Annotated in this window: 17 protein-coding genes and 3 tRNA genes; 9 read left to right on the forward strand and 11 right to left on the reverse strand. The window is 67.3% G+C overall.

The annotated features are described in order from the left end of the window. Window positions 1-12 precede the first annotated feature (12 nt). The 5 genes from infB to pnp all read left to right on the forward strand — a co-directional run bounded on the left by infB (window position 13) and on the right by pnp (window position 6,932). A complete protein-coding gene (gene infB, locus NX068_RS00235; protein ID WP_263459284.1) occupies window positions 13-2,877 on the forward strand; it encodes a translation initiation factor IF-2 in 2,865 nt (954 codons plus the stop codon). A gap of 3 nt (window positions 2,878-2,880) precedes the next feature. After that, a complete protein-coding gene (gene rbfA, locus NX068_RS00240; RefSeq protein WP_263459285.1) occupies window positions 2,881-3,327 on the forward strand; it encodes a 30S ribosome-binding factor RbfA in 447 nt (148 codons plus the stop codon). A gap of 1 nt (window position 3,328) precedes the next feature. Beyond that, window positions 3,329-4,291, forward strand: a complete 963-nt coding sequence (truB, locus tag NX068_RS00245; protein ID WP_263459286.1) for a tRNA pseudouridine(55) synthase TruB — start codon at window positions 3,329-3,331, stop codon at window positions 4,289-4,291. 79 nt (window positions 4,292-4,370) lie between these two features. Then, complete coding sequence (gene rpsO, locus NX068_RS00250; RefSeq protein WP_263459287.1) at window positions 4,371-4,640, forward strand: 30S ribosomal protein S15; 270 nt, start codon at window positions 4,371-4,373, stop codon at window positions 4,638-4,640. Between the two features lie 192 nt (window positions 4,641-4,832). Continuing rightward, on the forward strand, window positions 4,833-6,932 hold the full coding sequence (pnp, locus tag NX068_RS00255; protein WP_263459288.1) for a polyribonucleotide nucleotidyltransferase: 2,100 nt from the start codon (window positions 4,833-4,835) through the stop codon (window positions 6,930-6,932). Window positions 6,933-7,035: 103 nt separating this feature from the next. On the opposite strand, the gene dksA is transcribed toward pnp, so the two are convergent. The 3 genes from dksA to NX068_RS00270 form a co-directional block, all read right to left on the reverse strand. Next, window positions 7,036-7,461 carry an RNA polymerase-binding protein DksA gene (gene dksA / locus NX068_RS00260; protein ID WP_068638146.1) on the reverse strand — a complete coding sequence of 142 codons (426 nt, stop codon included), beginning with the start codon at window positions 7,459-7,461 and terminating at the stop codon, window positions 7,036-7,038. A gap of 417 nt (window positions 7,462-7,878) precedes the next feature. After that, on the reverse strand, window positions 7,879-8,823 hold the full coding sequence (locus tag NX068_RS00265) for an aldo/keto reductase (RefSeq protein WP_263459289.1): 945 nt from the start codon (window positions 8,821-8,823) through the stop codon (window positions 7,879-7,881). Beyond that, a complete protein-coding gene (locus tag NX068_RS00270; protein ID WP_263459290.1) occupies window positions 8,820-10,235 on the reverse strand; it encodes an NTP/NDP exchange transporter in 1,416 nt (471 codons plus the stop codon). The genes NX068_RS00265 and NX068_RS00270 overlap by 4 nt, the downstream gene beginning before the upstream one ends. 418 nt (window positions 10,236-10,653) lie before the next feature. Between NX068_RS00270 and bfr the strand changes: the two genes are divergently transcribed. Continuing rightward, complete coding sequence (gene bfr, locus NX068_RS00275) at window positions 10,654-11,139, forward strand: bacterioferritin (RefSeq protein WP_263459291.1); 486 nt, start codon at window positions 10,654-10,656, stop codon at window positions 11,137-11,139. Between the two features lie 180 nt (window positions 11,140-11,319). On the opposite strand, the gene NX068_RS00280 is transcribed toward bfr, so the two are convergent. The 6 genes from NX068_RS00280 to NX068_RS00305 all read right to left on the reverse strand — a co-directional run bounded on the left by NX068_RS00280 (window position 11,320) and on the right by NX068_RS00305 (window position 13,617). Beyond that, a tRNA-His gene (locus NX068_RS00280) sits at window positions 11,320-11,395 on the reverse strand. A 15-nt stretch (window positions 11,396-11,410) separates the two neighbouring features. Further along, window positions 11,411-11,487: transfer RNA gene (locus tag NX068_RS00285), tRNA-Arg, on the reverse strand. 27 nt (window positions 11,488-11,514) lie between these two features. After that, window positions 11,515-11,591 (reverse strand) — tRNA-Pro (locus NX068_RS00290). A 58-nt stretch (window positions 11,592-11,649) separates the two neighbouring features. After that, window positions 11,650-12,921, reverse strand: a complete 1,272-nt coding sequence (locus NX068_RS00295; RefSeq protein ID WP_263459292.1) for a hypothetical protein — start codon at window positions 12,919-12,921, stop codon at window positions 11,650-11,652. Between the two features lie 31 nt (window positions 12,922-12,952). Continuing rightward, window positions 12,953-13,165 (reverse strand): DUF2249 domain-containing protein, encoded by a 213-nt coding sequence (locus NX068_RS00300; RefSeq protein WP_263459293.1) that lies wholly within the window; start codon window positions 13,163-13,165, stop codon window positions 12,953-12,955. After that, the gene (locus tag NX068_RS00305; protein WP_263459294.1) at window positions 13,162-13,617 is read right to left on the reverse strand and encodes a hemerythrin domain-containing protein; all 456 of its coding nucleotides are present in this window, start codon (window positions 13,615-13,617) and stop codon (window positions 13,162-13,164) included. The genes NX068_RS00300 and NX068_RS00305 overlap by 4 nt, the downstream gene beginning before the upstream one ends. Window positions 13,618-13,790: 173 nt before the next feature. On the opposite strand from NX068_RS00305, the gene NX068_RS00310 reads away from it, so the two are divergent. Beyond that, on the forward strand, window positions 13,791-15,014 hold the full coding sequence (locus NX068_RS00310; protein WP_263459295.1) for an MFS transporter: 1,224 nt from the start codon (window positions 13,791-13,793) through the stop codon (window positions 15,012-15,014). A 37-nt stretch (window positions 15,015-15,051) separates the two neighbouring features. On the opposite strand, the gene NX068_RS00315 is transcribed toward NX068_RS00310, so the two are convergent. Next, window positions 15,052-16,308, reverse strand: coding sequence for an MFS transporter (locus tag NX068_RS00315; RefSeq protein WP_263459296.1), 1,257 nt, complete (start codon window positions 16,306-16,308; stop codon window positions 15,052-15,054). A 104-nt stretch (window positions 16,309-16,412) separates the two neighbouring features. Here NX068_RS00315 and NX068_RS00320 point away from each other — a divergent pair, with 104 nt between their 5' ends. After that, entirely contained in the window at window positions 16,413-17,273 is an 861-nt protein-coding gene (locus NX068_RS00320; RefSeq protein ID WP_263459297.1) for an AraC family transcriptional regulator, read from the forward strand. A gap of 17 nt (window positions 17,274-17,290) precedes the next feature. Here the strand turns inward: NX068_RS00320 and NX068_RS00325 are convergent, their stop codons facing one another. Then, window positions 17,291-18,529: a BaiN/RdsA family NAD(P)/FAD-dependent oxidoreductase gene (locus NX068_RS00325; protein WP_263459298.1), complete on the reverse strand. Its 1,239-nt coding sequence runs from the start codon at window positions 18,527-18,529 to the stop codon at window positions 17,291-17,293. Window positions 18,530-18,647: 118 nt separating this feature from the next. On the opposite strand from NX068_RS00325, the gene NX068_RS00330 reads away from it, so the two are divergent. Next, a complete protein-coding gene (locus NX068_RS00330) occupies window positions 18,648-22,430 on the forward strand; it encodes a DUF748 domain-containing protein (RefSeq protein ID WP_263459299.1) in 3,783 nt (1,260 codons plus the stop codon). Window positions 22,431-22,433 lie beyond the last annotated feature (3 nt).

Below are 22,433 nucleotides of genomic sequence, written 5' to 3' on the forward strand. Positions count from 1 at the left end.
GGGAGGGCAGTAATGGAAAACATGAGCGTGACCCAGTTTGCCGGCGAACTGAAGATGCCGGCCGCGGCGCTGCTCGAGCAGTTGAAGCGTGCCGGTGTGGAAAAATCCGGCGCGGCCGACCTGCTCACCGAACAGGACAAGGCGCGTCTGCTCGAATACCTGCGCCGTGCGCATGGCGACACCGAGCCCAAGGGCAAGATCACCCTGACCCGCAAGCAGACGACCGAGATTCGCGCCACCGATTCGACCGGCCGTGCGCGTACCGTGCAGGTCGAAGTCCGCAAGAAGCGGACCTTCGTCAAGCGTGACGAGGTCGCCGCGGATGCCCAGGCGGCTGCCGCTCCGGCACCGGAAGCGCTGGAAGAAGTGCCGCTGGCCGATCTGCCGCCCGTGCAGGCCGAAGCACCGGCGCCCGAGCCGGTGTTCGAAGCTGCCGCGCCGGTGGAAGCGGCCGCGGCGGAGCCCGTGCCGGCTGAAGCCGAAGCCCCGGTGGCGGAACAGCCCGCGGTGGCCGAGCCGCCTGCTCCGGAGCCCGCTCCGGCTGCCCAGCCCGAACCCGTCGTGGCCGAGGCGGTGCCCGAATCCGCTCCGGCGACCGAGCCGGCGGCACCGGCACCGACGAAAACCACCACCACGCTGGTGCGCTCCAAGCCGCTGCCGCTCAACGAGATCCTCAGCGACGAGGAAATCGCCGCACGCAAGCGCGACGAAGAGCGCCTGCGTGCGCTGCGGGAGCGCCAGGCCGCCGATCTTCGTGCCCGCCAGGAGCGCGAAGCCGCAGCACGCGCCGCCGCCGATGCGCGCCGTGCCGAGGAAGAGGCGCGTGTCGCTGCCGCATTGAAGAAGCAGGAAGAGCCGGCCAAGCCCGCTGCGGCCAAGCCGGGCAGCGGCACCCTGCACCGTCCGGCCAAGGCCGACGACAAGCCGGGTGCCAAGGATGCCAAGCGCGGTGCGCCTGGCCGCGATGCTGCCGATGGCGGCAAGCGCCGCGGCGGCCTGAAGACCCGCGGCGAAGTGGGCGCGGGCGGCAACAACTGGCGCGGCGCCGGCAAGGGCGGCGGCCGCCATGGCCGCCACCAGAGCGACGAACGCAGCAACTTCCAGGCGCCGAGCGAGCCGATTGTGCGTGAAGTGCACGTGCCCGAGACCATCACCGTGGCCGATCTCGCCCACAAGATGGCGGTGAAGGCCACCGAAGTGATCAAGGTGCTGATGAAGATGGGCACCATGGTCACGATCAACCAGGTGCTCGACCAGGACACGGCGATGATCATCGTCGAGGAAATGGGCCACACCGCGCTGGCGGCCAAGCTGGACGATCCGGACGCCTTCCTCGACGAGCACGACGAGCACAAGGACGTCGAGCTGCTGCCGCGTGCGCCGGTGGTCACGGTCATGGGCCACGTCGACCACGGCAAGACCTCGCTGCTCGACTACATCCGCCGCGCCAAGGTGGCGTCGGGCGAATTCGGCGGCATCACCCAGCACATCGGCGCCTATCACGTCGAGACTTCGCGTGGCGTCGTCACCTTCCTCGACACACCGGGCCACGAGGCCTTCACGGCGATGCGTGCGCGGGGTGCGAAGGCGACCGACATCGTCATCCTGGTGGTGGCGGCGGACGACGGCGTGATGCCGCAGACGCGTGAAGCCATCCACCACGCCCAGGCCGCCGGCGTGCCGCTGGTGGTGGCGATCAACAAGATCGACAAGCCCGAAGCCAACCCCGAGCGGGTCAAGCAGGAACTGATCGCCGAGAGCGTGGTGCCGGAAGAGTACGGCGGCGACGTGATCTTCGTGCCGGTGTCGGCGAAGAAGGGCACCGGCGTCGATGAACTGCTCGAAGCCGTGCTGCTGCAGGCCGAAGTGCTGGAGCTGACCGCGCCGGTCGATGCACCGGCCAAGGGCCTGATCATCGAAGCCCGCCTCGACAAGGGGCGCGGTCCGGTGGCTTCGCTGCTGGTGCAGTCCGGCACCCTGCGCAAGGGCGACGTGCTGCTGGCCGGTGCCACTTTCGGCCGCATCCGCGCGATGCTGGACGAGAACGGCAAGCAGATCGAGGAAGCCGGGCCGTCGATTCCGGTCGAGATCCTCGGCCTGTCGGACGTGCCGTCCGCCGGCGACGAGGCGATCGCGCTGGCCGACGAGCGCAAGGCGCGCGAGATCGCGCTGTTCCGCCAGGGCAAGTTCCGCGACGTCAAGCTGGCCAAGCAACAGGCCGCCAAGCTCGAAACCCTGATGGAGCAGATGGCCGAAGGCGAGGTCAAGAGCCTGCCGCTGATCATCAAGGCCGACGTGCAGGGTTCGCAGGAAGCGCTGGTGCAATCGTTGCAGAAGCTCTCCACCGACGAAGTGCGGGTCAACGTCATTCACGCCGCGGTGGGCGCGATCTCCGAATCCGACGTCAACCTGGCGCAGGCTTCGGGCGCGGTCATCCTCGGCTTCAGCATCCGTGCCGATGCCGGCGCGCGCAAGCTGGCCGAGACCTTCGGCGTCGATATCCGCTACTACAACATCATCTACGACGCCGTCGATGAGGTGAAGGCGGCACTGTCCGGCATGCTGGCGCCCGAGAAGCGCGAGGAAGTCATCGGCATGGTCGAGATCCGCCAGGTGTTCACGATCTCCAGGGTCGGTTCGATCGCCGGCTGCTACGTGCTCGAAGGCGTGGTCAGGCGTGGTTCGCACGTTCGCCTGCTGCGCAACCACACGGTGTTGTGGACCGGCGAGCTCGAATCGCTCAAGCGCTTCAAGGACGACGTCAAGGAAGTCAAGTTCGGCTACGAGTGCGGCCTGCAGCTCAAGAACTACAACGACATCCAGGAAGGCGACCAGCTCGAGGTGTTCGAGATCAAGGAAGTGGCGAGGACGCTGTAAGCGATGCCGAAGGAGTATTCCCGCAGCCAGCGCGTGGTGGAGCAGATCCGCCGCGAGCTGGCCGAGCTGATCCGGCTCGAAGTCAAGGATCCGCGCGTCGGCTTCATCACGTTGACCGACGTCGAGATCACGCCCGACTACGCCCACGCCAAGGTGTTCTTCACCTCGATGACGGGCGAGGCGGACGTGCCTGAAATCCTCAAGGGCCTGCGCCGGGCCGGCGGCTTCCTGCGCCGCGAGCTCGGCCGCCGCATCCGCATCCACACCATTCCCGAATTGCATTTCCACTACGACCGTTCGGTGGAGGAAGGCTCGCGCCTGTCCCGCCTGATCGACGAAGTGGTGCGCGAGGACGAAGCGCGCAGCCAGGACGGCGACAAAGGCCAGGACGGCGGTGACGGTACGGACGGCAGCCGCGCCGCGGACGATGACGGCAAGGCCGGCGCCTGAGATGCAGGAGCTTGCGGCGCGTCCGCGCCGCCCGAAGCAGGTGCAGCGCAAGATCGTCCGCGCCATCGTCGATGGCGTGCTGCTGCTCGACAAGCCGCAGGGCATGAGCTCGAACGGGGCGCTGCAGACGGCGCGCCGCCTGCTCAATGCCGCCAAGGCCGGCCATACCGGCACGCTCGACCCGATGGCCAGCGGCCTGCTGCCGCTGACCTTCGGCGAGGCGACCAAGTTCTCGCAGATGCTGCTCGACGCCGACAAGACCTACGAAGCCGTTGTCCAGCTGGGCATCGAGACCGACAGCGGCGACGCCGAAGGGGCGGTGCTGGCGAGCCGGCCGGTGGCCGTCGAGCGGGCGCAGCTCGACGCCGTGCTCGAGAACTTCCGCGGCGACATCGAGCAGGTGCCGCCGATGTATTCGGCGCTGAAGCGCGACGGCAAGGCCTTGTACGAATATGCGCGGGCGGGGATCGAGATCGAACGCGAAGCGCGCAAGGTGCGAGTCCATGCGCTCGAACTGCTCGATTTCGCCGATACCCGCTTCAGCATCCGCGTGGCCTGCAGCAAGGGCACCTACATCCGCAGCCTGGCGATGGACATCGGTTCAGCGCTGGGTTGCGGTGCGCATCTGTGCGCCCTGCGTCGCACCCGCATCGGCGCCTTCGACGTCGCCGATGCGCTGACGCTGGACGCGCTGGAAGCGCAGCCGGCCGAAGTCCGTGCCGGCCTGCTGGCACCGGCCGATACGCTGGTGGCCGCATATCCGGCCTGCCATCTCGACGCCGAACAGGCATGCGGGCTGCTGCAGGGCAGGGTGCTGGTGCTGGGTGAGACCGGCGCCGAAGGGCTCGTCCGCGTCTACGGCCCGCAGGGCTTCATCGGCCTGGGGCAGTGGCAGCAGGGCGGCAAGCTGGCGGCACGCCGGCTGATCGCCACCGGGGCGGATGCGCCTGGCGCATCCGCATGATTATCGATTGAGTTTCTGGCGCGGCTTTGGGTATAATCCTCCGCTTCTGATTGGCAGAAAAACACGAGTAAAGACACACATGGCTCTTGATATCGCATCCAAGTCGAAGATCGTCTCCGACTTCCAGCGCGCCCAGGGCGACACCGGTTCGCCGGAAGTCCAGGTTGCGCTCCTGACCGCCCGCATCAACGGGCTCGCCCCCCACTTCAAGGCCCACGGCAAGGATCACCACTCCCGCCGCGGCCTACTGAAGATGGTCAGCCAGCGCCGCAAGCTGCTGGACTACCTGAAGGGCCGCAACGCCGAAAGCTATCGCAACCTGATCGAGCGTCTGGGCCTGCGCAAGTAATTGCGTCCATGACCAGCCCGACACCGCCCGCCAGGGCGAGGTAAGCGACAAAGCCGGTGCGTGCCTCCGCGGCACCGCCGGCTTTGTGCCGTTTGCGGCACCGCAAACACCGGCTGGTTCTCCCGCGGCAGGATGCTTCCATCCTGCCGCCCGCAGTTGTGGTTCGCTGCATTCATCGTTAAAGGAATTCCCTTGCTGAACGCTATCAAGAAAACTTTCGCCTACGGCGCACACACCGTCACTCTGGAAACCGGCGAGATCGCTCGCCAGGCCGGCGGCGCCGTCATCGTGAACATGGACGAGACCGTGGTGCTGGCCACCGTGGTGGCAGCCAAGGAAGCGCGCCCGGGCCAGGACTTCTTCCCGCTCACCGTCGACTACGTCGAGAAGTTCTATGCCGCGGGCCGCATCCCCGGCGGCTTCTTCAAGCGTGAAGGCCGCCCGAGCGAGAAGGAAATCCTCACCTCGCGCCTGATCGACCGCCCGATCCGCCCGCTTTTCCCCGAAGGCTTCATGAATGAAGTCCAGGTGATCGTGACCGTGCTGTCGCTGAACCCCGAAATCGATGCCGACATCCCGGCGATGATCGGCGCCTCCGCCGCGCTGGCGATCTCGGGCATTCCGTTCGACGGCCCGATCGGTGCCGCCCGCGTCGGTTATGCCGACGGCCAGTACATCCTGAACCCGACCGCGACCGAGCTGCAGACCAGCCAGATGAACCTGGTGGTCGCCGGTACCCAGGCCGCTGTGCTGATGGTCGAGTCCGAAGCGCAGGAACTGCCCGAGCAGGTCATGCTGGGCGCGGTCGTGTTCGGCCACGAGCAGATGCAGAACGCGATCAAGGCCATCAACGAACTGGTCGAAGTCGCCGGCAAGCCCGAATGGGACTGGCAGGCTCCGGCGGGCAACGATGCGCTGATCGCACGCGTCACCGAACTGGCCAAAGCCGACATGGAAGAAGCCTTCCGCATCACCAGCAAGCAGGAGCGCTCGACCCGCCTGGGCGAGATCCGCAAGCGCGTGATGGCGGCGCTGAGCGAAGGCGTCGACACGCCGCCGTCGGCCACCGAAGTGAAGGACATCTTCTTCAACATCGAATCGGGCATCGTCCGCAGCCGCATCCTGAACGGCGAGCCGCGCATCGACGGCCGCGACACCCGCACCGTGCGTCCGATCACGATCCGCACCGGCGTGCTGCCGCGCACCCACGGTTCGGCGCTGTTCACCCGCGGCGAGACCCAGGCGCTGGTCGTCGCCACGCTGGGCACCGGCCGCGACGAGCAGATCATCGACGCCATCGCCGGCGAGTACAAGGAGCGCTTCCTGCTCCACTACAACTTCCCGCCCTTCTGCACCGGCGAAACCGGCCGCTTCGGCATCACCAAGCGCCGCGAAGTGGGCCACGGCCGCCTGGCCAAGCGCTCGCTGGTGGCGATGCTGCCGAAGCCCGAGGACTTCTCCTACACCGTGCGCGTGGTGTCCGAGATCACCGAATCCAACGGTTCCTCGTCGATGGCCTCGGTCTGCGGCGGCTCGCTGGCGATGATGGATGCCGGCGTGCCGCTGAAGGACCACGTCGCCGGCATCGCCATGGGCCTGATCAAGGACGGCAACCGCTTCGCCGTGCTGACCGACATCCTGGGCGACGAGGACCACCTCGGCGACATGGACTTCAAGGTCGCGGGCACCGAGAACGGCATCACCGGCCTGCAGATGGACATCAAGATCCAGGGCATCACCAAGGACATCATGCAGGTCGCGCTGGACCAGGCCAAGGCCGGTCGCCTGCACATCCTCGGCATCATGAAGGAATCGCTGGGCAGCTCGCGCGGCGAAGTCTCCGAGTACGCGCCGCGCATGATCAACATGAAGATCAACCCCGAGAAGATCCGCGACGTGATCGGCAAGGGCGGTGCGGTGATCCGCGGCCTGCAGGAAGAGACCGGCACCGTGATCGAGATCGAGGACGACGGCCAGATCACGATCTCGTCGGTCAGCGCCGAAGGCGCCCAGGCGGCGAAGGCCAGGATCGAGGCGATCACCGCCGAAGTCGAAGTCGGCAAGGTCTATGAAGGTCCGGTCGTGCGCCTGCTCGACTTCGGCGCCATCGTGAACATCATGCCGGGCCGCGACGGCCTGCTGCACGTGTCGCAGATCGCCAACGAGCGCGTCAACAACGTCTCCGACTACGTCAAGGAAGGCCAGGTGGTGCGCGTGAAGGTGCTGGAGACCGACGAGCGCGGCAAGATCCGCCTGAGCATGAAGGCGCTGCTGAACGAAAACGCCGGCTGAGGACAGGCTGGCGGCGCGCAGCGGATTCCGGTCCGCTGCGGCGCACGTCCCAACGAAAAAGGACGCCGTGGCGTCCTTTTTCGTTGTCTGCAGCAGTTGGTGTTTACCTGGCGACCTGGCGTTCGCGCATTTCTTCCAGGGTCTTGCAGTCGATGCACAGTGTAGCCGTCGGACGGGCTTCCAGGCGCTTCAGGCCGATCTCCACGCCGCAACTGTCGCAGTAGCCGTACTCGCCGTCATTGAGTCGCCCGAGCGCCTCGTCGATCTTCTTGATCAGCTTGCGCTCGCGATCGCGGTTGCGCAGTTCGAGTGCGATGTCGGATTCCTGGCTGGCGCGGTCGTTGGGGTCGGCGAAGACGGTGGCTTCGTCCTGCATCGTGTGCACGGTGCGTTCGATGTCCTCCATCAATTCACCCTTCAGCGAGCCCAGGATTTCGCGGAAGTGGGCGATCTGCTTCTCGCTCATGTATTCCTCGCCAGCGGCGGGAACGTAGGGCGGGAATTGCTTGTGCAGGGTATCGTCAGCCATGAATCTCAACTTCCGTAGGTTGGTGAATGGTAGAGGCGACTTAATAGCAGAATCGGGGGGTGGCAGCAAGCCGACCGGCGGCTGCCGGAATGAAGCTGCGCGCGAAGCCGCGATCGCTCCGCACCGTCCGGCGCCGGCGAGGCTTGCATGGTGATGAAGGAAGGGCGCAATAGAGGCGCCGAAAAGAAAAAGCCCGGACGCTTGATGGTCCGGGCTGAAATCCACACCTAAGGAGGAGGGTGGAGGAGACGGTTCAGATACTAGCTGGATGGATTGTGCGATGCAATAATTCCAAATACAAAAAATTTTATGACCACAGAAGCATTATTTTCATTCGATACGACCTGTGCGGCCAACTCCTCCCCGGGTAGCCTGCCCGGCTCGGGTTAGGCGATCCCCCCTTCCCGGGCTGCCCCCCTACAGCGACTGGATATGCTCGAACATCCTGCGGCGGCCGGCCTCGTCCGGCAGGCGACCGCTTGCCGCACCGAGGTTGTCGATGACGTTGCGTGCCTGGCTGGTGGCCGGCGTGGCCACCGTGACCGCGGGATGGGAGATCACGTACTTCAGGAAGAACTGGCCCCATGAGGCGATGTCGTATTCGGCCGCCCAGTTAGGCAGCGCATGGCCATCCACCTTCTGCCACAGCCGCGAGCGGCCGAAAGGCTGATAGGCCAGCACGCCGATGCCGCGCTCCTGCGCCAGCGGGAAGATGCGTTCCTCCATCACGCGGTTGTCGATCGCGTAGTCCACGCCGACGAAGTTCAGCGGCTCGCTGCGCATGATGCGCTCCAGCTCCTCGTACTGGCCCGGGAAGGTGGTCGTCACGCCGATGTAGCGCACGCGCCCGGCGTCGCGGTATTCCTTGAGCAGGCCGAGCTGGGTGGGCACGTCGCCCAGGTTGTGCACGTTGATCAGATCCATCCGTTCCTTGCCCAGCCGTGCCAGCGACTGCTCGATCTGGGCGCGGGCGGCGGCCGGATCCGCCTTGCCGCCGCCGCGTCCGGCCACATTGACCTTGGTGGCCCAGAACAGCTTGTGGTTGAGGCCGGTTTCCTGCGCGATCCTGGCGGCCACTTCCTCGGCTGCGCCGTAGCTGGGGGCGGTATCGAACACCGTGCCGCCCCCGCGCGCGAAGGCTTCCAGCACCTCGCGCACGCGCTCGACATTGCCTTCGCCGGCGATCCGGGAGAAGGATGCCGAGCTGCCCAGGCCGACGGCCGGCAACTGCTCGCTGGTGCCGGGAATCGTCCGCGTGATCAGGCTGCGGCTGTCCTCGGCGGCCATCAGCAGCCGGGGATGGGCTGCCAGGGCCAGGCCCGCAGCGGCGGAAAGCTTGAGGCAGTCTCGTCGTGTGATCATGGTGTTGGACTCCTTGTCGTGGAAGGTTCTCCCGGCGCGGCGGCCGGGGCTGGAGGAAGGCTTGCTCCGCGTTCCGCGGCCAGGCGCAACTGGGCGCGCCCCAGCCACAGTCCCAGCGCGGCCCAGGCCAGCGCCAGCGGAATCGCCACGCTCGCCAGGCCGGCCAGGCCCATGCCCAGCCGCCCGAGGAGGCCCTCGGCCTGGGCGCCGGCCACGTCGCCGCCGCGGTAGCCGAAAGTGTCGATGAAGGCTTTCGACTTGTACTTGTCCTCGCGGCTGACGACCGTGTACAGCGTCTCGCGCGCCGGCCGCGTCAGCGCCCGCTGCACGGCACGGAAGGCTGCCTCGAACACGATCAGCGCCGCCAGCGTGCCGACGATGGCCAGGCCGACGAAGCCCAGCACCACCGTCAGCGGCAACAGCATCAGCGTCAGGTGGACGCCGAAGCGTTCCATGATGCGGCCGGCGATCAGCGCCTGCAGCACCAGGGTCGTGACCTGGGTGATCAGGTCGATGCGGGCGAACAGCGCCGTGCGCTGGTCCATGTCGCCGCCGAGCGCGGCCACCATCTGCAGGCGGGTGAAGTAGAGCAGGGTGGCGACCACCGCCATGATGATCACGTAGACCGCGATGCCGAGCAGGTAGCGCGAGGCGAACACTGCTTTCAGGCCCTGCCATGCGCTGCCGCCGATGACCGCATGTTCCGGCCGTTCCGCCTGCCCGGCGCCGCCTGCGCCGGCAGCTCGCTGGCTGCGCGCCACCGCCCACGCCGCGCCCAGCGCCAGCATCAGGAAACCGGCCGACACCAGCAGCAGCGCCGGCGTGCCCAGCGGGCGCGCCAGCACCGAAGCCAGCCAGGGGCCGAAGATCGCGCCCAGCGTGCCCCCCACCGAAATCAGCGCGAAAAAGCGCTTGCTCTGCTCCAGCGTGAAGCGGTCCGCCATCAGCGCCCAGAACAGCATCGTCGCGAACAGGTTGAAGACGCTGAACCAGACGTAGAACACCTGCCCGCTGGTGATGCCGACCGCTTCCGGCGCCAGCACCAGCAACAGATGGAAGCCGAGCAGACTCAGTGCGAAGAAGACATAGGTCGCGGCGATGAACTTCAGCCGCGGCAGGCGGCTGACCAGCCAGCCGAACACCGGATTGGCCAGCAGCGTCACCAGCGCAGTGCCCATGAACAGCCAGCGTACCGCCTCGATGCCGCGCTGCATGCCCAGCGCGTCGCGCGCCGGGCGCAGCACCATCAGGGCGGTCAGCACGCAGAAGAAGAACAGGCCGGCCAGCAGCACCGGCACGGCCTCGTCGCGGCGAAGCTTGAAAAGTGCGCCGAGGCGCGTCTGCTTGAGCGAGTTCGTCATCGAGGCGGGGAAACGATGTGCATGAAGGATGCCGTGTAGCGGGATCGGCAAGGACCGATCCGATCCCTGACGGGCAGGCCGGGATCGGTTTCAGTGGCAGTATCGGTTCAGTTGCCGGAATACCGGATCGTGGCGCCAGGGCGCCCGGCGACCGTGGCCGATGCATGCGCTGAATCGGGGAGACACCGGGAGCAGTCCAATGTTCCGGCAATATCCGCCAGGCACGCCGTCATGCAGGATGCGGAAGCATGCCAGGGCAGGCTCCACGCCGACGGGATACGGGCAACGAGGCCGGCAATGAGAAGTGTTCCTCGCGGATTCACAATGAATGAGAGCTAGTCTCGATATTGTTCTCTAAGGCATTGCCAGATAAGGAAAATTTTCTTTGACCTGATCCGCGCCTTGCGTCAGACTCCGCCCCCTGAAGGCAGGGATGAACTGCCTCGTGACACAGCCAAACGGAGAACCCATGAAAGGCAACGCCAAGATCATCGATGCACTGAACAAGATGCTGGCTTACGAGATGACGGCTTCGGACCAGTATTTCGTTCATGCCCACGTCTATCACGACATGGGCCTGCTGCACCTCTACGACCGCATCTATCACGAGCACCAGGAAGAGCTCACGCATGTCAAGGTGCTGATCGAGCGGATCCTGTTCCTCGAGGGCACGCCCGATCTCGGCCAGCGCCTGCCGGCCAGCACCAGCCGCGACGTACCGCAGATGCTGAAGCACGATCTGGACATGGAGATCACCGTGATCCAGCAACTGCGCGAGATCGTCGCGCTGTGCGAGCAGGAGCGGGATTTCGTCACGCGCGAGAAGCTGATGCCCCTGCTGCTCGATACCGAGGAAGACCACATCCACTGGCTCGAGCAGCAGCTGCGCCTGATCGACATGGTCGGCATGCCGAACTACCTGCAGAGCCAGATGAAGGTGGGTACGGCCGGCTGAGACACGGCCGGTCAGGTGTGGCCGGCTGAGGGCTGATCAAGGCCATCGGCGCATCCGGCGAGGCAGGTCATCGTCGGATGCGCCGGATTTTCGTGAATCGAGCGCAGGCCGGCTCGGCAGAGCCATGTACATGCAAAACAAAAAGGGCTGTGGATCAGTATCCACAGCCCTTGCTGTATGTGGGGCGACATACCGGGATCGAACCGGTGACACCTGGAGCCACAATCCAGTGCTCTACCAACTGAGCTAATGCCGCCACTAAAACCTGTCCTGGCCTGCCCGGCAGGGATCGAACCTGCAACCCCCAGCTTAGAAGGCTGGTGCTCTATCCAGTTGAGCTACGGGCAGAGTCCCGCGGGCAATCGGGGTGTGAGCTGGTCGGGGTGGAGGGATTCGAACCCCCGACATCTTGCTCCCAAAGCAAGCGCGCTACCGGACTGCGCTACACCCCGAGAGCCGCGAACTATACAGAGGTCCCGGCATGTCGTCAAACATCTTTTGCGGGATTTTTCATGTTTCCCGCGCGCGCTGCCAATTACGCACAACGCGTAGCATGTTGAGCAGCAGCCACCCGAATTCGATAAGCATCAGCAGCCCGGCGATACGCGCAGCGGCGGCCACGAACACGCCCAGCACGAGGGCGGCGAGTACCGCGAGATGGAGCTTCAACTGCTGCTTGACAGGGATGTCGGGCAGCAGCTTCTTCATGTTCGGGGCGCGGATGCCGGCCTGGGTGAGGTTCAGCCAGGCGAGGAAAGGGACGATCTTGTACAGCATGGCGCTGATCGCGCCGGCGAAGCCGCCGTGCAGAATGAGCACGCCGGCGAGCACCGACCACTGCCCGCCGTCGTCGACGAGGTTGGCGCCCAGCGCGGCGATGCCGGCGAGCATCGCGAGCATCGCCGCGCGGAAGGCATGGAAGGGTGCATCCGGCGTGCTGCGGCGGGTGCGCGACTGCAGCCGCAGGGTCAGTATCGTGAAGGCGCCGAAGGCGAGCATCAGGGCGGTGCCGAGCACGATGCCGGCACCGTCCGCAGCGGTCGAGCGGGCCAGCGACCACGACACCAGGCCCGCCAGCACCACGGGTGCCCACCAGCGGGTGAAGCGGGCAGGATAGCTCGGCGTGATCTGGAACATCGGCACCACGACCCAACTGGTCGCGGCCAGCAGGATGCCGCCCCAGCCCAGCCAGCCCCAGGCGGCATGCAGGTCCACGGCCTGGGCCAGCGGTATCGGCAGGCTTGCGCCGCGGCCGATGGCGAAGGCGAGCGCCAGCCCGAGCACCGCGGTCACCGCCAGGCCGATCAGGGCCAGGCGCAGATCCCGCGGCGCGTGGCTGGCGATCTTGACCGACGGCGAGCGGATCAGGCCGGCCAGCGCGGCGATCAGGAAGATGCCGATGCCGCCGAGCAGCAGCATGGCGCCGCCGATGATGGCGTCCGGGAGGCCGAAGGCGAGGCCGCCGGCGAGCCCGGTGGCGCCGAAGGTGAGCAGCGCATGGCTGCTGCCCGCGACGCCCAGTACCGCGGGGACGCGGACGCCGGCGACCACGGGCAGGATCTGCTGCAGCGCGCCGATCATCACCTGCAGCATGAAGCCGGCTGCGAGCAGGTGGACGGCGGCGAGCGCGCCGGGCGTCCAGCGCGAATCGAGCACGCCGTCGCCGAACAGCAGCACGAGTCCGGCACAGATGCCGAACAGCGGCGCCGTCAGGAAGAAGCGCAGCGGTGCCGACAGCGGCGGCGTGTCTTCATAGGCGAGCCCGGGATTGGCGCTGCTCATGGTTTGCCTGCGGGGTTGCGCGTGGGAGCCGTCACGGACGGCCGATCAGGATCTCCACGGCGCCGTCGTCGCGGATGCTCACCTCGTTGCGATAGCCGTCGCGGTCGAGCATGCGCAGCAGCGGATGCGGCATGCGATCGAGCAGCAGCGTGAACTGCTGGCCGGACTGCAACTCGGCCAGCGCTTCCATGGCGCGCTCGAAGGGTTCGGGAGGCTCCAGGCCGCGGGCGTCGACGATGGTCATGATGCGTGCTCCACGGCAAGCATTTGGGAAAGATGGCTACAGAGCTCGTCCTGGGCATGGGCGAGGCGGGCGTCGCACATCGGGTAGAGGATATTCTCCTCCTTCATGTTGTGCTGCTGCATCATGATCAGAAGGGTTTCCGCCTCGCCGGCGAAATCGTCCGCATCGCGCGCCTGCAGCGCCGCGCGCAGGCGTTCGAGTGCGGCGCGCATGTCGACGTGCTCGCCGCGCATGACCTGGGTCGGCCCCTGGGTCATGCCGGTGGCCGCTTCGAAGGCGGGGAAGAGCTGCTGCTCCTCGGCGTCGAAATGGGCGTTCAGGCCGTGGGCGAATGCTTCCAGGGCTTCGCTTGCGCCTTGCCAGTCGTTCTCGGCGGCGAGCGTTTCTGCGCGGGCGAAATCGTGATCGCAGGCGCGGTGATCGTGGGTCATCAGTTCGGCTATCGTGCTCATGGTCTGCTCCGATGGGACTGAGGCCATTCTCCGCCGTGACCGGCGGCTGGCATTGATACGAGTCAAGTCGGGTAAGGCGCTGCCGGCCGGAGCCGGGTGGTTCGCATTCGATTCGTTTGAGGAATCGTATGCCGCGCAGGCACAATCGCGCTTTTCGTTCCGCCGGAGGCGGCATGTCGAATGCGGCTGCGCCGGGCGCCTGGAGCCGGATCTTCCTGCCCTTTGCGCTCGGCTACTATCTGTCCTACCTGCTGCGCACGGTCAATGCGGTGATCTCGCCGGCGCTGACCGGCGAGCTCGAACTGTCGGCGGCGCAGCTCGGGCTGTTGACCAGCATGTACTTCTTCGCCTTCGGGCTGGCGCAGATTCCGGTCGGGATCGCGCTCGACCGCTATGGCCCGCGCCGCGTCGAAAGCGCCTTGCTGCTGCTGACCGCGCTGGGCGCAGCGCTGTTCGCGCAGGGCGACTCGATCGGCAGCCTCGGGCTGGGGCGGGCGCTGATCGGGCTGGGCGTGTCGGCCTGCCTGATGGGCGCGCTGAAGGGCTTTGCGCTGTGGTATCCGCCCGAACGGCAGAGTTCGATGACGGGCTACGTGATGGCCTGCGGTGCGCTGGGGGCGCTGACCGCCAGCGTTCCACTCGAAGCGATGATTCCACTGCTCGGCTGGCGGGGCGTGTTCTGGGGCATCGCGGCCGTCGCGCTGGCGGCGTCGGCGAACCTGTTCTACAGCCTGCCGCGCGAGACTGCAGCCGGCGGCAACGTGCGTCTGGCGAGCATCGTGCAGGGCGTGGCAGGCATTTTCGCCGCGCCGGCCTTCCTGCGCTTTGCCGGCTCTTCGCTGTTTTTCGTCGGCGGCTTCATGGCGCTGCAGAGCCTGTGGGCCGTGCCCTGGCTGATGCACGTCGAAGGACTGGAGCTGGCCGCGGCGGCCCGCATCCTGCTGGTGATGAACCTCGGCATGCTGTCCGGGCAGTTGTCCATCGGCATGTTCGGCGTGCGCTTGGCCCGCCTCGGCGTGCAGCCCCTGCGCCTGCTGCAGGTCGGCTATGCGGGCCTGCTGCTGGTATTGGCGGCGATCCTGTTCGGGGTCGGCCCGGTCATCGTCATGTGGTTCCTGTTCGGCGTGCTGTCGGCGGTGAATTCGCAGTCCTACCTGGCGGCGGCGAACAATTTCCCGCGCGAGATGTTCGGCCGGGTCAGCACCTCGATCAATCTGATGGTCTTCCTCGGCGCCTTCCTGGTGCAGTGGGGGATCGGCCTGGTGCTCGATCTGCTGCGCAGTTGGGGCTGGGCGATGCCCGAAGCGCTGAAGTTTGCCCTCGCCGTGCTGCTGTTGCTGCAGGCCTTCAGTTACCTGCCGCTGCTGGGCAGGCGCGCGGGAAAAAGCGGGAACTGAAAGGAGCGAAGCCTGCCGAGGCAGCGGGTTTCTCCGATCAGGCCGCTGCGTGCCGCTGCTGCCGGGCGGCGCGTGCGGCAACGCCCAGGCCGGCCAGCCCGGCCGAGCAGACGCCGAGCACCAGTGCCAGGGCCGAGCCGTAGAAGATGCCCGAAGTCATGCCGGCATCGAGCATCGCGCCGAATATCGGTGCCGCGATGCAGAAGCCCAGATCCAGTCCCGAATACACCGTGCCGTATACGCGCCCGGTCGCGCCGGGCGGCGCCGCACGCTTGATCAGCATGTCGCGCGAAGGGCCGGCCAGGCCGATCCCCAGGCCCGCCAGGGCCGTCATCGCCAGCGCCGCGATGCCCGACGGCAGGCCGGAGCCCACCAGCGCCAGCAGCACCGCCGTTGCGAGCAGGCACACGCCGATGGTCTTCTCGAGCCGCTCCACGCGCGTGACGAGGAAGCCGCCGACCACCATGCCCGCGGCGCCGCACAGCATGTAGCCGGTGACCACCATCGCCGTCATCGACAGCGGCAGGCCGTAGAGCTCCTGAAGCGTGGGGCCGGCGAAGCTCTGGATGGCCGACAGCGAGCAGGTGCTCCAGAAGAAGAAGGAAAAGCACAGCCACACCGAAGGCAGCTTCAGGAATGCGAGCGGATGCTCCTCTGCCGCCGCCGCGGTGCTTTTCGCTGCCTGGCTGGCCCACGAACCCTGGCGGTCGTCGAGCGCATCGCGGTTCCAGACCATGATGGCCAGCACCGCCAGCGCCAGCCCGGCGCCGGACAGGCAGGCGATGCGCCACGAGCCCGTCGCTGCGGCGATGCCGGCCATGAACACCGGCGCCGCCGCCCAGCCCAGGTTGCCCGAGATGCCGTGCACCGAGAAACCGTGGCCCAGCCGCTGCGGCGATACGCGCTTGTTGAGGATGGTGAAATCCACCGGGTGGAAGGGCGCATTGCCCAGCCCTGCCAGCACCGAAGCCAGCAGCAGGCCGGCATAGCTGGCGGACGAAGCCGCAACCAGCCCCGCCAGCACGAAGCAGGAAAGTGCGCAGAACAGCACCGGCCGGGCGCCGACGCGATCCACCAGGAAACCCGACAGCGCTTGGCCGACGCCCGAGATCACGAAGAACACCGATACCAGCAGTCCCAGCTCGGAGTAGCTGAAGCCGAACTCCGCGATCAGGAACGGAAACAGTGGCGGCAGCAGCATGTGGAAGAAATGCGAGGAGCCGTGCGCCAGGCCGATCAGGCCGATGGTGCGGGCGTCCTGCCGCAGCGAGGGGGCGTGTGCGATGGAGTTCATGCAGCGGATGATAGGCAGCCTGGCGGCGGCCGATATGCGACAGCAGGACATATACTGTCGCGATCATGCCAAACCAAGCCAGACTTCGGCCTGCCGCGCCGCGAATGAAACCCCGGGCGAAAAACGCGCCGGCCTGCGTGGTGGCGGCAACGACGCCGCATCTCTACCTCCCCACGGCCGAACGTCCGGTGCGGGCGAAGATGAGCAAGCTGCGCGCCGATACGCTGGTGATGCCCCATCGCCATCCCTGGGCGCAAGTGGCCATCTCCGCCACCGGCGTGATCCGCCTGAGCACCGAACGCGGCACCTACATCGTGCCGCCCTGGCGCGCGCTGTGGATTCCGCCCGGCGTGGAGCATGCGGTGACGGTGGTGGAGGACGCCGACATGCGCACGCTCTACTTCCATCAGCCGGCCGGGCGCTTCGGTCCCGACGTGGCGCCTGGGGACGATGGCCCCTGGCGCGGCTGCCGGGTGCTGGAAATGTCCGAGCTGCTGCGCGCCCTGGTGCGCGAGATGCCTTGCGTGCCCGACGATGCACCGCCGCTGCCGGCCGGACTGCGGCAGCGCGAGAAGCTGCTGAGTGCGCTGATCCTGGACGAACTGCGCAGCGCCAGTGCCGTGCCGCTGGGTGTGGACCTGCCCCGCGACAAGCGCCTGCGCCAACTGTGCGAGGCGGTGCTGGTCGATCCCACGCGCCATGAGACCCTGGCCGACTGGGCGTCCGGCACCGGGGCCAGTCCGCGTACCGTCGCACGCCTGTTCCGCCACGAGTTGGGGCGGACGTTCACGCAATGGCGGCAACAGGTCGTCCTAGCCCGGGCCGTGGCCCTGGCCGCGGGCCGCATGCCGGTCAAGCAGATCGCCGCGGAGCTGGGCTACAACAGCCCGAGCGCTTTCAGCGCCATGGTGCATCGTGCCGTGGGCATGCCGCCGGCACGTTTCCTCGGGCTGCAGGACGACTGAAGGAGGGCGGCAGCGGCTCAGGCTGCCAGCCCGCAGGCCACGCCCGACGACCAGGCCCACTGGAAGTTGTAGCCGCCCAGATGGCCGGTGACGTCCATCACTTCGCCGATGAAATACAGGCCGGGACAGGCGCGTGCCTCCATCGTGCGCGAGGACAGGGCGTGGGTATCCACGCCGCCGAGCGTGACTTCGGCCTTGGCATAGCCCTGCGTGCCCGACGGCGCCAGCTTCCAGCCCGACAGCGTGGCGGCGATGGCGCGCAGCTCGGCATGGCGGAAGCCGTTCATCGGCTTCGTCCAGCCGTGCAGTTCGCACCAGGCATGGGCGAAGCGGCGCGGCAGGCGCTCGGCGAGCAGGTTGGCGAGCAGGGTGCGTTCGCCGGCGTGTTCGAGCAGCCAGTGCTCGGTATCGAGGTCCGGCAGCAGGTCGAGCGCGACTGGTTCACGCTCGTCGTCGCCGTAGGCCTGGGCCTGCCAGTAGTTCGACACCTGCAGGATGGCCGGCCCGGACAGGCCGCGGTGCGTGATCAGCGCGGCTTCGCGGAACACCGGGCCGCGGCAGCGGGCTTCGACTTCGAGCGAGATGCCGGCCAGCGGCGCGAGCCGCGACAGGGTCTCGGGCGGCAGCGTCAGCGGTACCAGCGCCGGCAGCGGCGCGATCACCGGCAGGCCGAACTGCTCGGCTAGCCTGTAGCCCAGCGGGCTGGCGCCGATCTTCGGGATCGACAGTCCGCCGCTGGCCACGACCAGGCTGTGGGCGGCGAAGCGGCCGATGCTGGTGTCCACCAGGTAGCGTTCGGCATCGATGTCGCCGCGGGCCACTTCCAGCACCTTGGCGGGCATTGCCCAATCGACGCCGCCGTCCTCGCATTCGCTGCGCAGCATGTCGATGATCTGCTGGGCGGAATCGTCGCAGAACAGTTGGCCCCAATCCCTTTCGTGGAAATCGATGCCGTGGCGCTGCACAAGACCGATAAAATCCGCCGCCGTGTAGCGCGACAGCGCGGAGCGCACGAAATGCGGATTGCGGCAGAGATAGTTTTCCGCGCCGACCCGGCGGTTGGTGAAGTTGCAGCGCCCACCGCCGGAAATGCGGATCTTCTCGGCCAGCTTTTCGGCGTGATCGACGAGCAGCACACGGCGGCCGCGCTGGCCGGCGGTGGCCGCGCACATCATGCCGGCGGCACCGGCGCCGATGACGATCACGTCGTAGCTGCGGGCGGCCGGCCGCCGGCCGGAGGGGGCTGGGTGCGCCACGTGGGTACCTGCGATGACGAAAGCGGCGCAGAATACGCGCTGCGCCACCGGGCGGCAAACCACGCCGGCCGGAGGGCGCGACGAACAGAACGAGAATGTCAGCTTGCTGGAGTTTTTTATGACTGATACCACCACCGGCCCGAACGCACCGCTCCGCAAACGGAGCCTGCTTCGCCCGGCGTTGTGGACCGCGGGAGTGGTGATCGTGATCGGCGCAATCGGCTTCTTTGCCGTGCCGCCGGTCGCCAGGCACTACGCCGTGAAAATCCTGGGCGAGACGCTGGGCCGGCCGGTGTCGATCGAAGGTGTCGCGCTCAATCCCTTCACCGCCACGGCCGAAGTGCGCGGGCTGAAGATTCTCTCCGCCGATGCCGGCAGCGAGGCGCTCGCCTTCGATGCGCTGCGGGTCAATGCCGAACCGGTCCAGTCGCTGATCCAGCGCGGCGTGGTGCTGCACGAAGTGGCGCTGCGCGGGCCGCGGCTGGAAATCGGCATCGACGAGGGCGGGCGCCATAGCTGGAGCGACGTCGCCGAGCGTATCGAAGCGATGCTCGCCGACAAGGAAGAGCCGGCCGACGACGAGTCCGGCGCGCTGTTCTCGATCGGCAACATCCGCATCAGCGACGGCCACGTCCGCGTGGACGACAAGCCGCGCGGACTGGTGCACGAAGTGGCGGACCTGGAAGTGGGCCTGCCCTTCATCTCGAACCTGCCGGTGAAGGTCGACGTCTTCGTCGAACCCAGCCTGTCGGCCACGCTCGACGGCAACCCGCTGCTGATGAAGGCGCGGCTCAAGCCGTTCGCGGATTCTCACGACACCATCCTCGACGTCGTGCTGGACAAGTTCGACCTCACGCCCTGGCTGGTCTATGCACCTTTCGATCCCGCGTTCAGCCTGCCGTCCGCCCAGTTCAGCAGCAACATCGAACTGTCGTTCAGGCAGGCGCCCGAAGGCACGCCCGAACTTGCACTGAGCGGGCCGCTGAAGCTCGAAGCTTTCCAGCTGCTGGACAAGGACGGCACGACGGTCGCGAATATCCCCGAGTTCGAGCTCGAGTTCGCCGACGTGCAGCCGCTGATCAACCGCTGGCATTTCACCCGCCTGCGGCTGGCCCAGCCCGAGATCGACCTGGTAAGGCTGGAGGACGGCGGCATCAACCTGATGAAGCTGCTGCCGGCGACGGCGGAGCAGGCGGCCGAGGCGAAGCCGAACGGCAACAAGCAGCAGAAGGGGAGGAAGGAGGAAGCGAAGGCGGCCGGAGAGCCCGCGGCGGATGCCGCACCCAGGGCCGCTGCGGCCGAAAAGCCCGACTTCCTGCTCGCGCACGCGCGCATCCGCGATGGCGTCGTGCGCTTCGAGGACCGCAGCCTGAAGCAGCCCTTCAAGACGCGGATCGAGGCGATCAACCTCGACCTGCGCGATCTCGCCACCGATTCCGACATGCCGGCCGAGATCCGGCTCGACTACGTCAGCGATGCCGGCGAGAAGCTGGTGCATGAAGACCGCCTGCGCCTCGAACCCTTCGAGTTCGACGGCCTGCTGAACTTCGAGTCGATCCAGGCGCCGCGCTATGCGCCTTACCTCGCCGAAGCCCTGCCCGGCGGCGAACTGCGCAGCGGCACGCTCAGCGGCGCGCTGCGCTACAAGCTCGCGCTGGACGACAAGGGCGAACCCCGCATCGACCTCAAGGCCGACACGCTGGCCGTGCGCGATTTCGCCCTGGCGCTGAAAGGCGCCAAGGACGCCGCGCTGAAAGTGCCCGAACTGGACGCCACGGAGGCGGTGCTCGACCTCGACGCGCAGAGCGTCAAGCTCGCCACGCTCGGCATCAAGGGCGCGAGCGTGTCGGCGGTGCGCCTCAAGAACGGCGACATCGACCTGCTCGGCATCACCGGCCCGGCGGCGAAATCCGGCAGCAAACCCGCAGCGCAAAAAGGCGCCAAGGCCAAGGGCGGCAAGCCGGCCGCCGAAGCGCCGTGGGTCGTCGCCGTCGACAAGTTCGCGCTGCAGGCCGCGTCGATACGGGTCGAGGACCGCACGGTGAACAAGCCGGTGGTGCTGGCGGTCGACAACATCGGCCTGGAAGTGGACGGCTTTTCGACCGCCAAGGATGCGCTCGGCCAGCTCAAGCTCGACTCGCGCATCAACCGCAACGGCCGGCTCGGCGTCACCGGCAGCCTCGGGCTGGAGCCGCTGAAGGCGGATCTCCGCATCGACGCGCGCAGCCTCGACCTGCTGCCGGTCCAGCCCTACGTGCTCGAGCAGACCAAGATCTCCATCTCCCGCGGCGCGCTCAACACCCAGGGGCGACTCAGGCTCGACACCGGCCGGCGGGGCGATCTGCGTGCCAACTTTCGCGGCGACCTCAGCGTCGGCAACTTCGCTTCGGTCGACCGGCTCAATGCCACCGACTTCGTGCGCTGGCGGACGCTGCGCATCGGTGGCATCAATGCCACTTCCGAGCCTTTCTCGCTGGCGGTGCAGCGCATTGCGCTCGACGACTTCCAGACCCGCCTGATCCTCGACGAACAGGGCCGCCTGAACCTGCGGGAAATCCAGGGCGAGCAGGCCGGCGGCGGCGAGACCGCGGCCGCGGCACAGCCGCCTCCGCAGCCTTCGGCGCTCGATCCCTTCATCGACCCGGCACTCACCAATACCGGCCCGCGCCAGCTCGAAGGCCAGCGCAGCGTCGAACTGCCGCCGGCGCCGGCCGAACCGCCGCCGCCGATCCGCATCGACCGCATCGAGATCAAGCGCGGCAACATCGCCTTCAGCGATCGCTTCATCCAGCCGCACTACGACGTCAACCTGACCGACATGGCGGGCGAACTGACCGGGCTGTCGACCGATCCCGACACGCTCGCCAAGCTGGATCTGAAGGGCAGGGTAGACAAGGCCGCGCCGGTCGAAGTCGCCGGCGAACTGAACCCCTTCCGCCACGACGCGCATCTCGACATCCTCGCCTCGGTCAAGGATTTCGAGCTGACCGGGCTGTCGAGCTACGCCGGCAAGTACGTCGGCTACGGCATCGCCAAGGGCAAGCTGTCGGCCGAACTGAACTACAAGATCGAGGAACGCAAGCTCACCGCCACCAACCAGATCTTCCTCGACCAGCTCACCTTCGGCGACAAGGTCGACAGCCCCGACGCGATGAACCTGCCGGTGCAGCTCGCGGTGTCGCTGCTGCAGAACAGCCGCGGCGAAATCGACCTGCACCTGCCGGTCAGCGGCACGCTGGACGACCCGGAGTTCAGCGTGTTCGGGCTGGTGGTGAAAGTGCTGGTCAACCTGATCGGCAAGGCCATCACCTCGCCGTTCGCACTGCTCGGTTCGGTGCTGGGCGGGGGCGAGGAACTGTCCTACCTGGAGCTGGCGCCGGGCGCGGTCGAGCCGGGCGAGGCGGAGCACGAAAAGCTGGGCACGCTGGCGACCGCCTTGCTCGACCGGCCTGCGCTACGGCTCGACATCACCGGCCGCGCGGATCCGGCAGTGGATACCGACGGCCTCAAGCAGGCGGCGCTGCAGCGCGCGGTCAAGGCGCAGAAGCTCAAGGCGCTGGTGGACAAGGGCCAGGCCGCACCTTCGCTCGACGACATCGAAGTGGGCGCGGAGGAATATCCGGAGCTGCTGAAGAAGGCCTACCGCGAAGGCGACTTCGACAAGCCGAGGAATTTCATCGGCATGGCCAAGGACGTGCCGGTGCCCGAGATGGAAGCGCTGATCCTGGCCAACACCCCGGTCGGCGACAACGAACTGCGCGCCCTGGCGCAGCAGCGCGCGCAAGCGGTACGCGACTGGCTGGCGGGCGAGGGCGGCGTGCCCGGCGAGCGCATCTTCGTGCTCGAACCCAAGGTCGAGGCAGCCGGCGAGAACGGGCAGGTGCAGTTCTCGCTGCGCTGAGCT

This window comes from Thauera carbonicopians (assembly GCF_025699485.1).
Lineage (GTDB): Bacteria > Pseudomonadota > Gammaproteobacteria > Burkholderiales > Rhodocyclaceae > Thauera.

Coding starts and splice junctions, on each gene's coding strand:
- NX068_RS00265 (WP_263459289.1), bottom strand. CDS start 8,823: ATGATCACACGACGAGACTGCCTCAAGCTTTCCGCCGCTGCGGGCCTG.
- NX068_RS00305 (WP_263459294.1), bottom strand. CDS start 13,617: ATGAGCACGATAGCCGAACTGATGACCCACGATCACCGCGCCTGCGAT.
- infB (WP_263459284.1), top strand. CDS start 13: ATGGAAAACATGAGCGTGACCCAGTTTGCCGGCGAACTGAAGATGCCG.
- dksA (WP_068638146.1), bottom strand. CDS start 7,461: ATGGCTGACGATACCCTGCACAAGCAATTCCCGCCCTACGTTCCCGCC.
- NX068_RS00320 (WP_263459297.1), top strand. CDS start 16,413: ATGAAACCCCGGGCGAAAAACGCGCCGGCCTGCGTGGTGGCGGCAACG.
- NX068_RS00295 (WP_263459292.1), bottom strand. CDS start 12,921: ATGAGCAGCGCCAATCCCGGGCTCGCCTATGAAGACACGCCGCCGCTG.
- NX068_RS00310 (WP_263459295.1), top strand. CDS start 13,791: ATGTCGAATGCGGCTGCGCCGGGCGCCTGGAGCCGGATCTTCCTGCCC.
- bfr (WP_263459291.1), top strand. CDS start 10,654: ATGAAAGGCAACGCCAAGATCATCGATGCACTGAACAAGATGCTGGCT.
- rbfA (WP_263459285.1), top strand. CDS start 2,881: ATGCCGAAGGAGTATTCCCGCAGCCAGCGCGTGGTGGAGCAGATCCGC.
- truB (WP_263459286.1), top strand. CDS start 3,329: ATGCAGGAGCTTGCGGCGCGTCCGCGCCGCCCGAAGCAGGTGCAGCGC.
- NX068_RS00315 (WP_263459296.1), bottom strand. CDS start 16,308: ATGAACTCCATCGCACACGCCCCCTCGCTGCGGCAGGACGCCCGCACC.
- rpsO (WP_263459287.1), top strand. CDS start 4,371: ATGGCTCTTGATATCGCATCCAAGTCGAAGATCGTCTCCGACTTCCAG.
- NX068_RS00330 (WP_263459299.1), top strand. CDS start 18,648: ATGACTGATACCACCACCGGCCCGAACGCACCGCTCCGCAAACGGAGC.
- NX068_RS00300 (WP_263459293.1), bottom strand. CDS start 13,165: ATGACCATCGTCGACGCCCGCGGCCTGGAGCCTCCCGAACCCTTCGAG.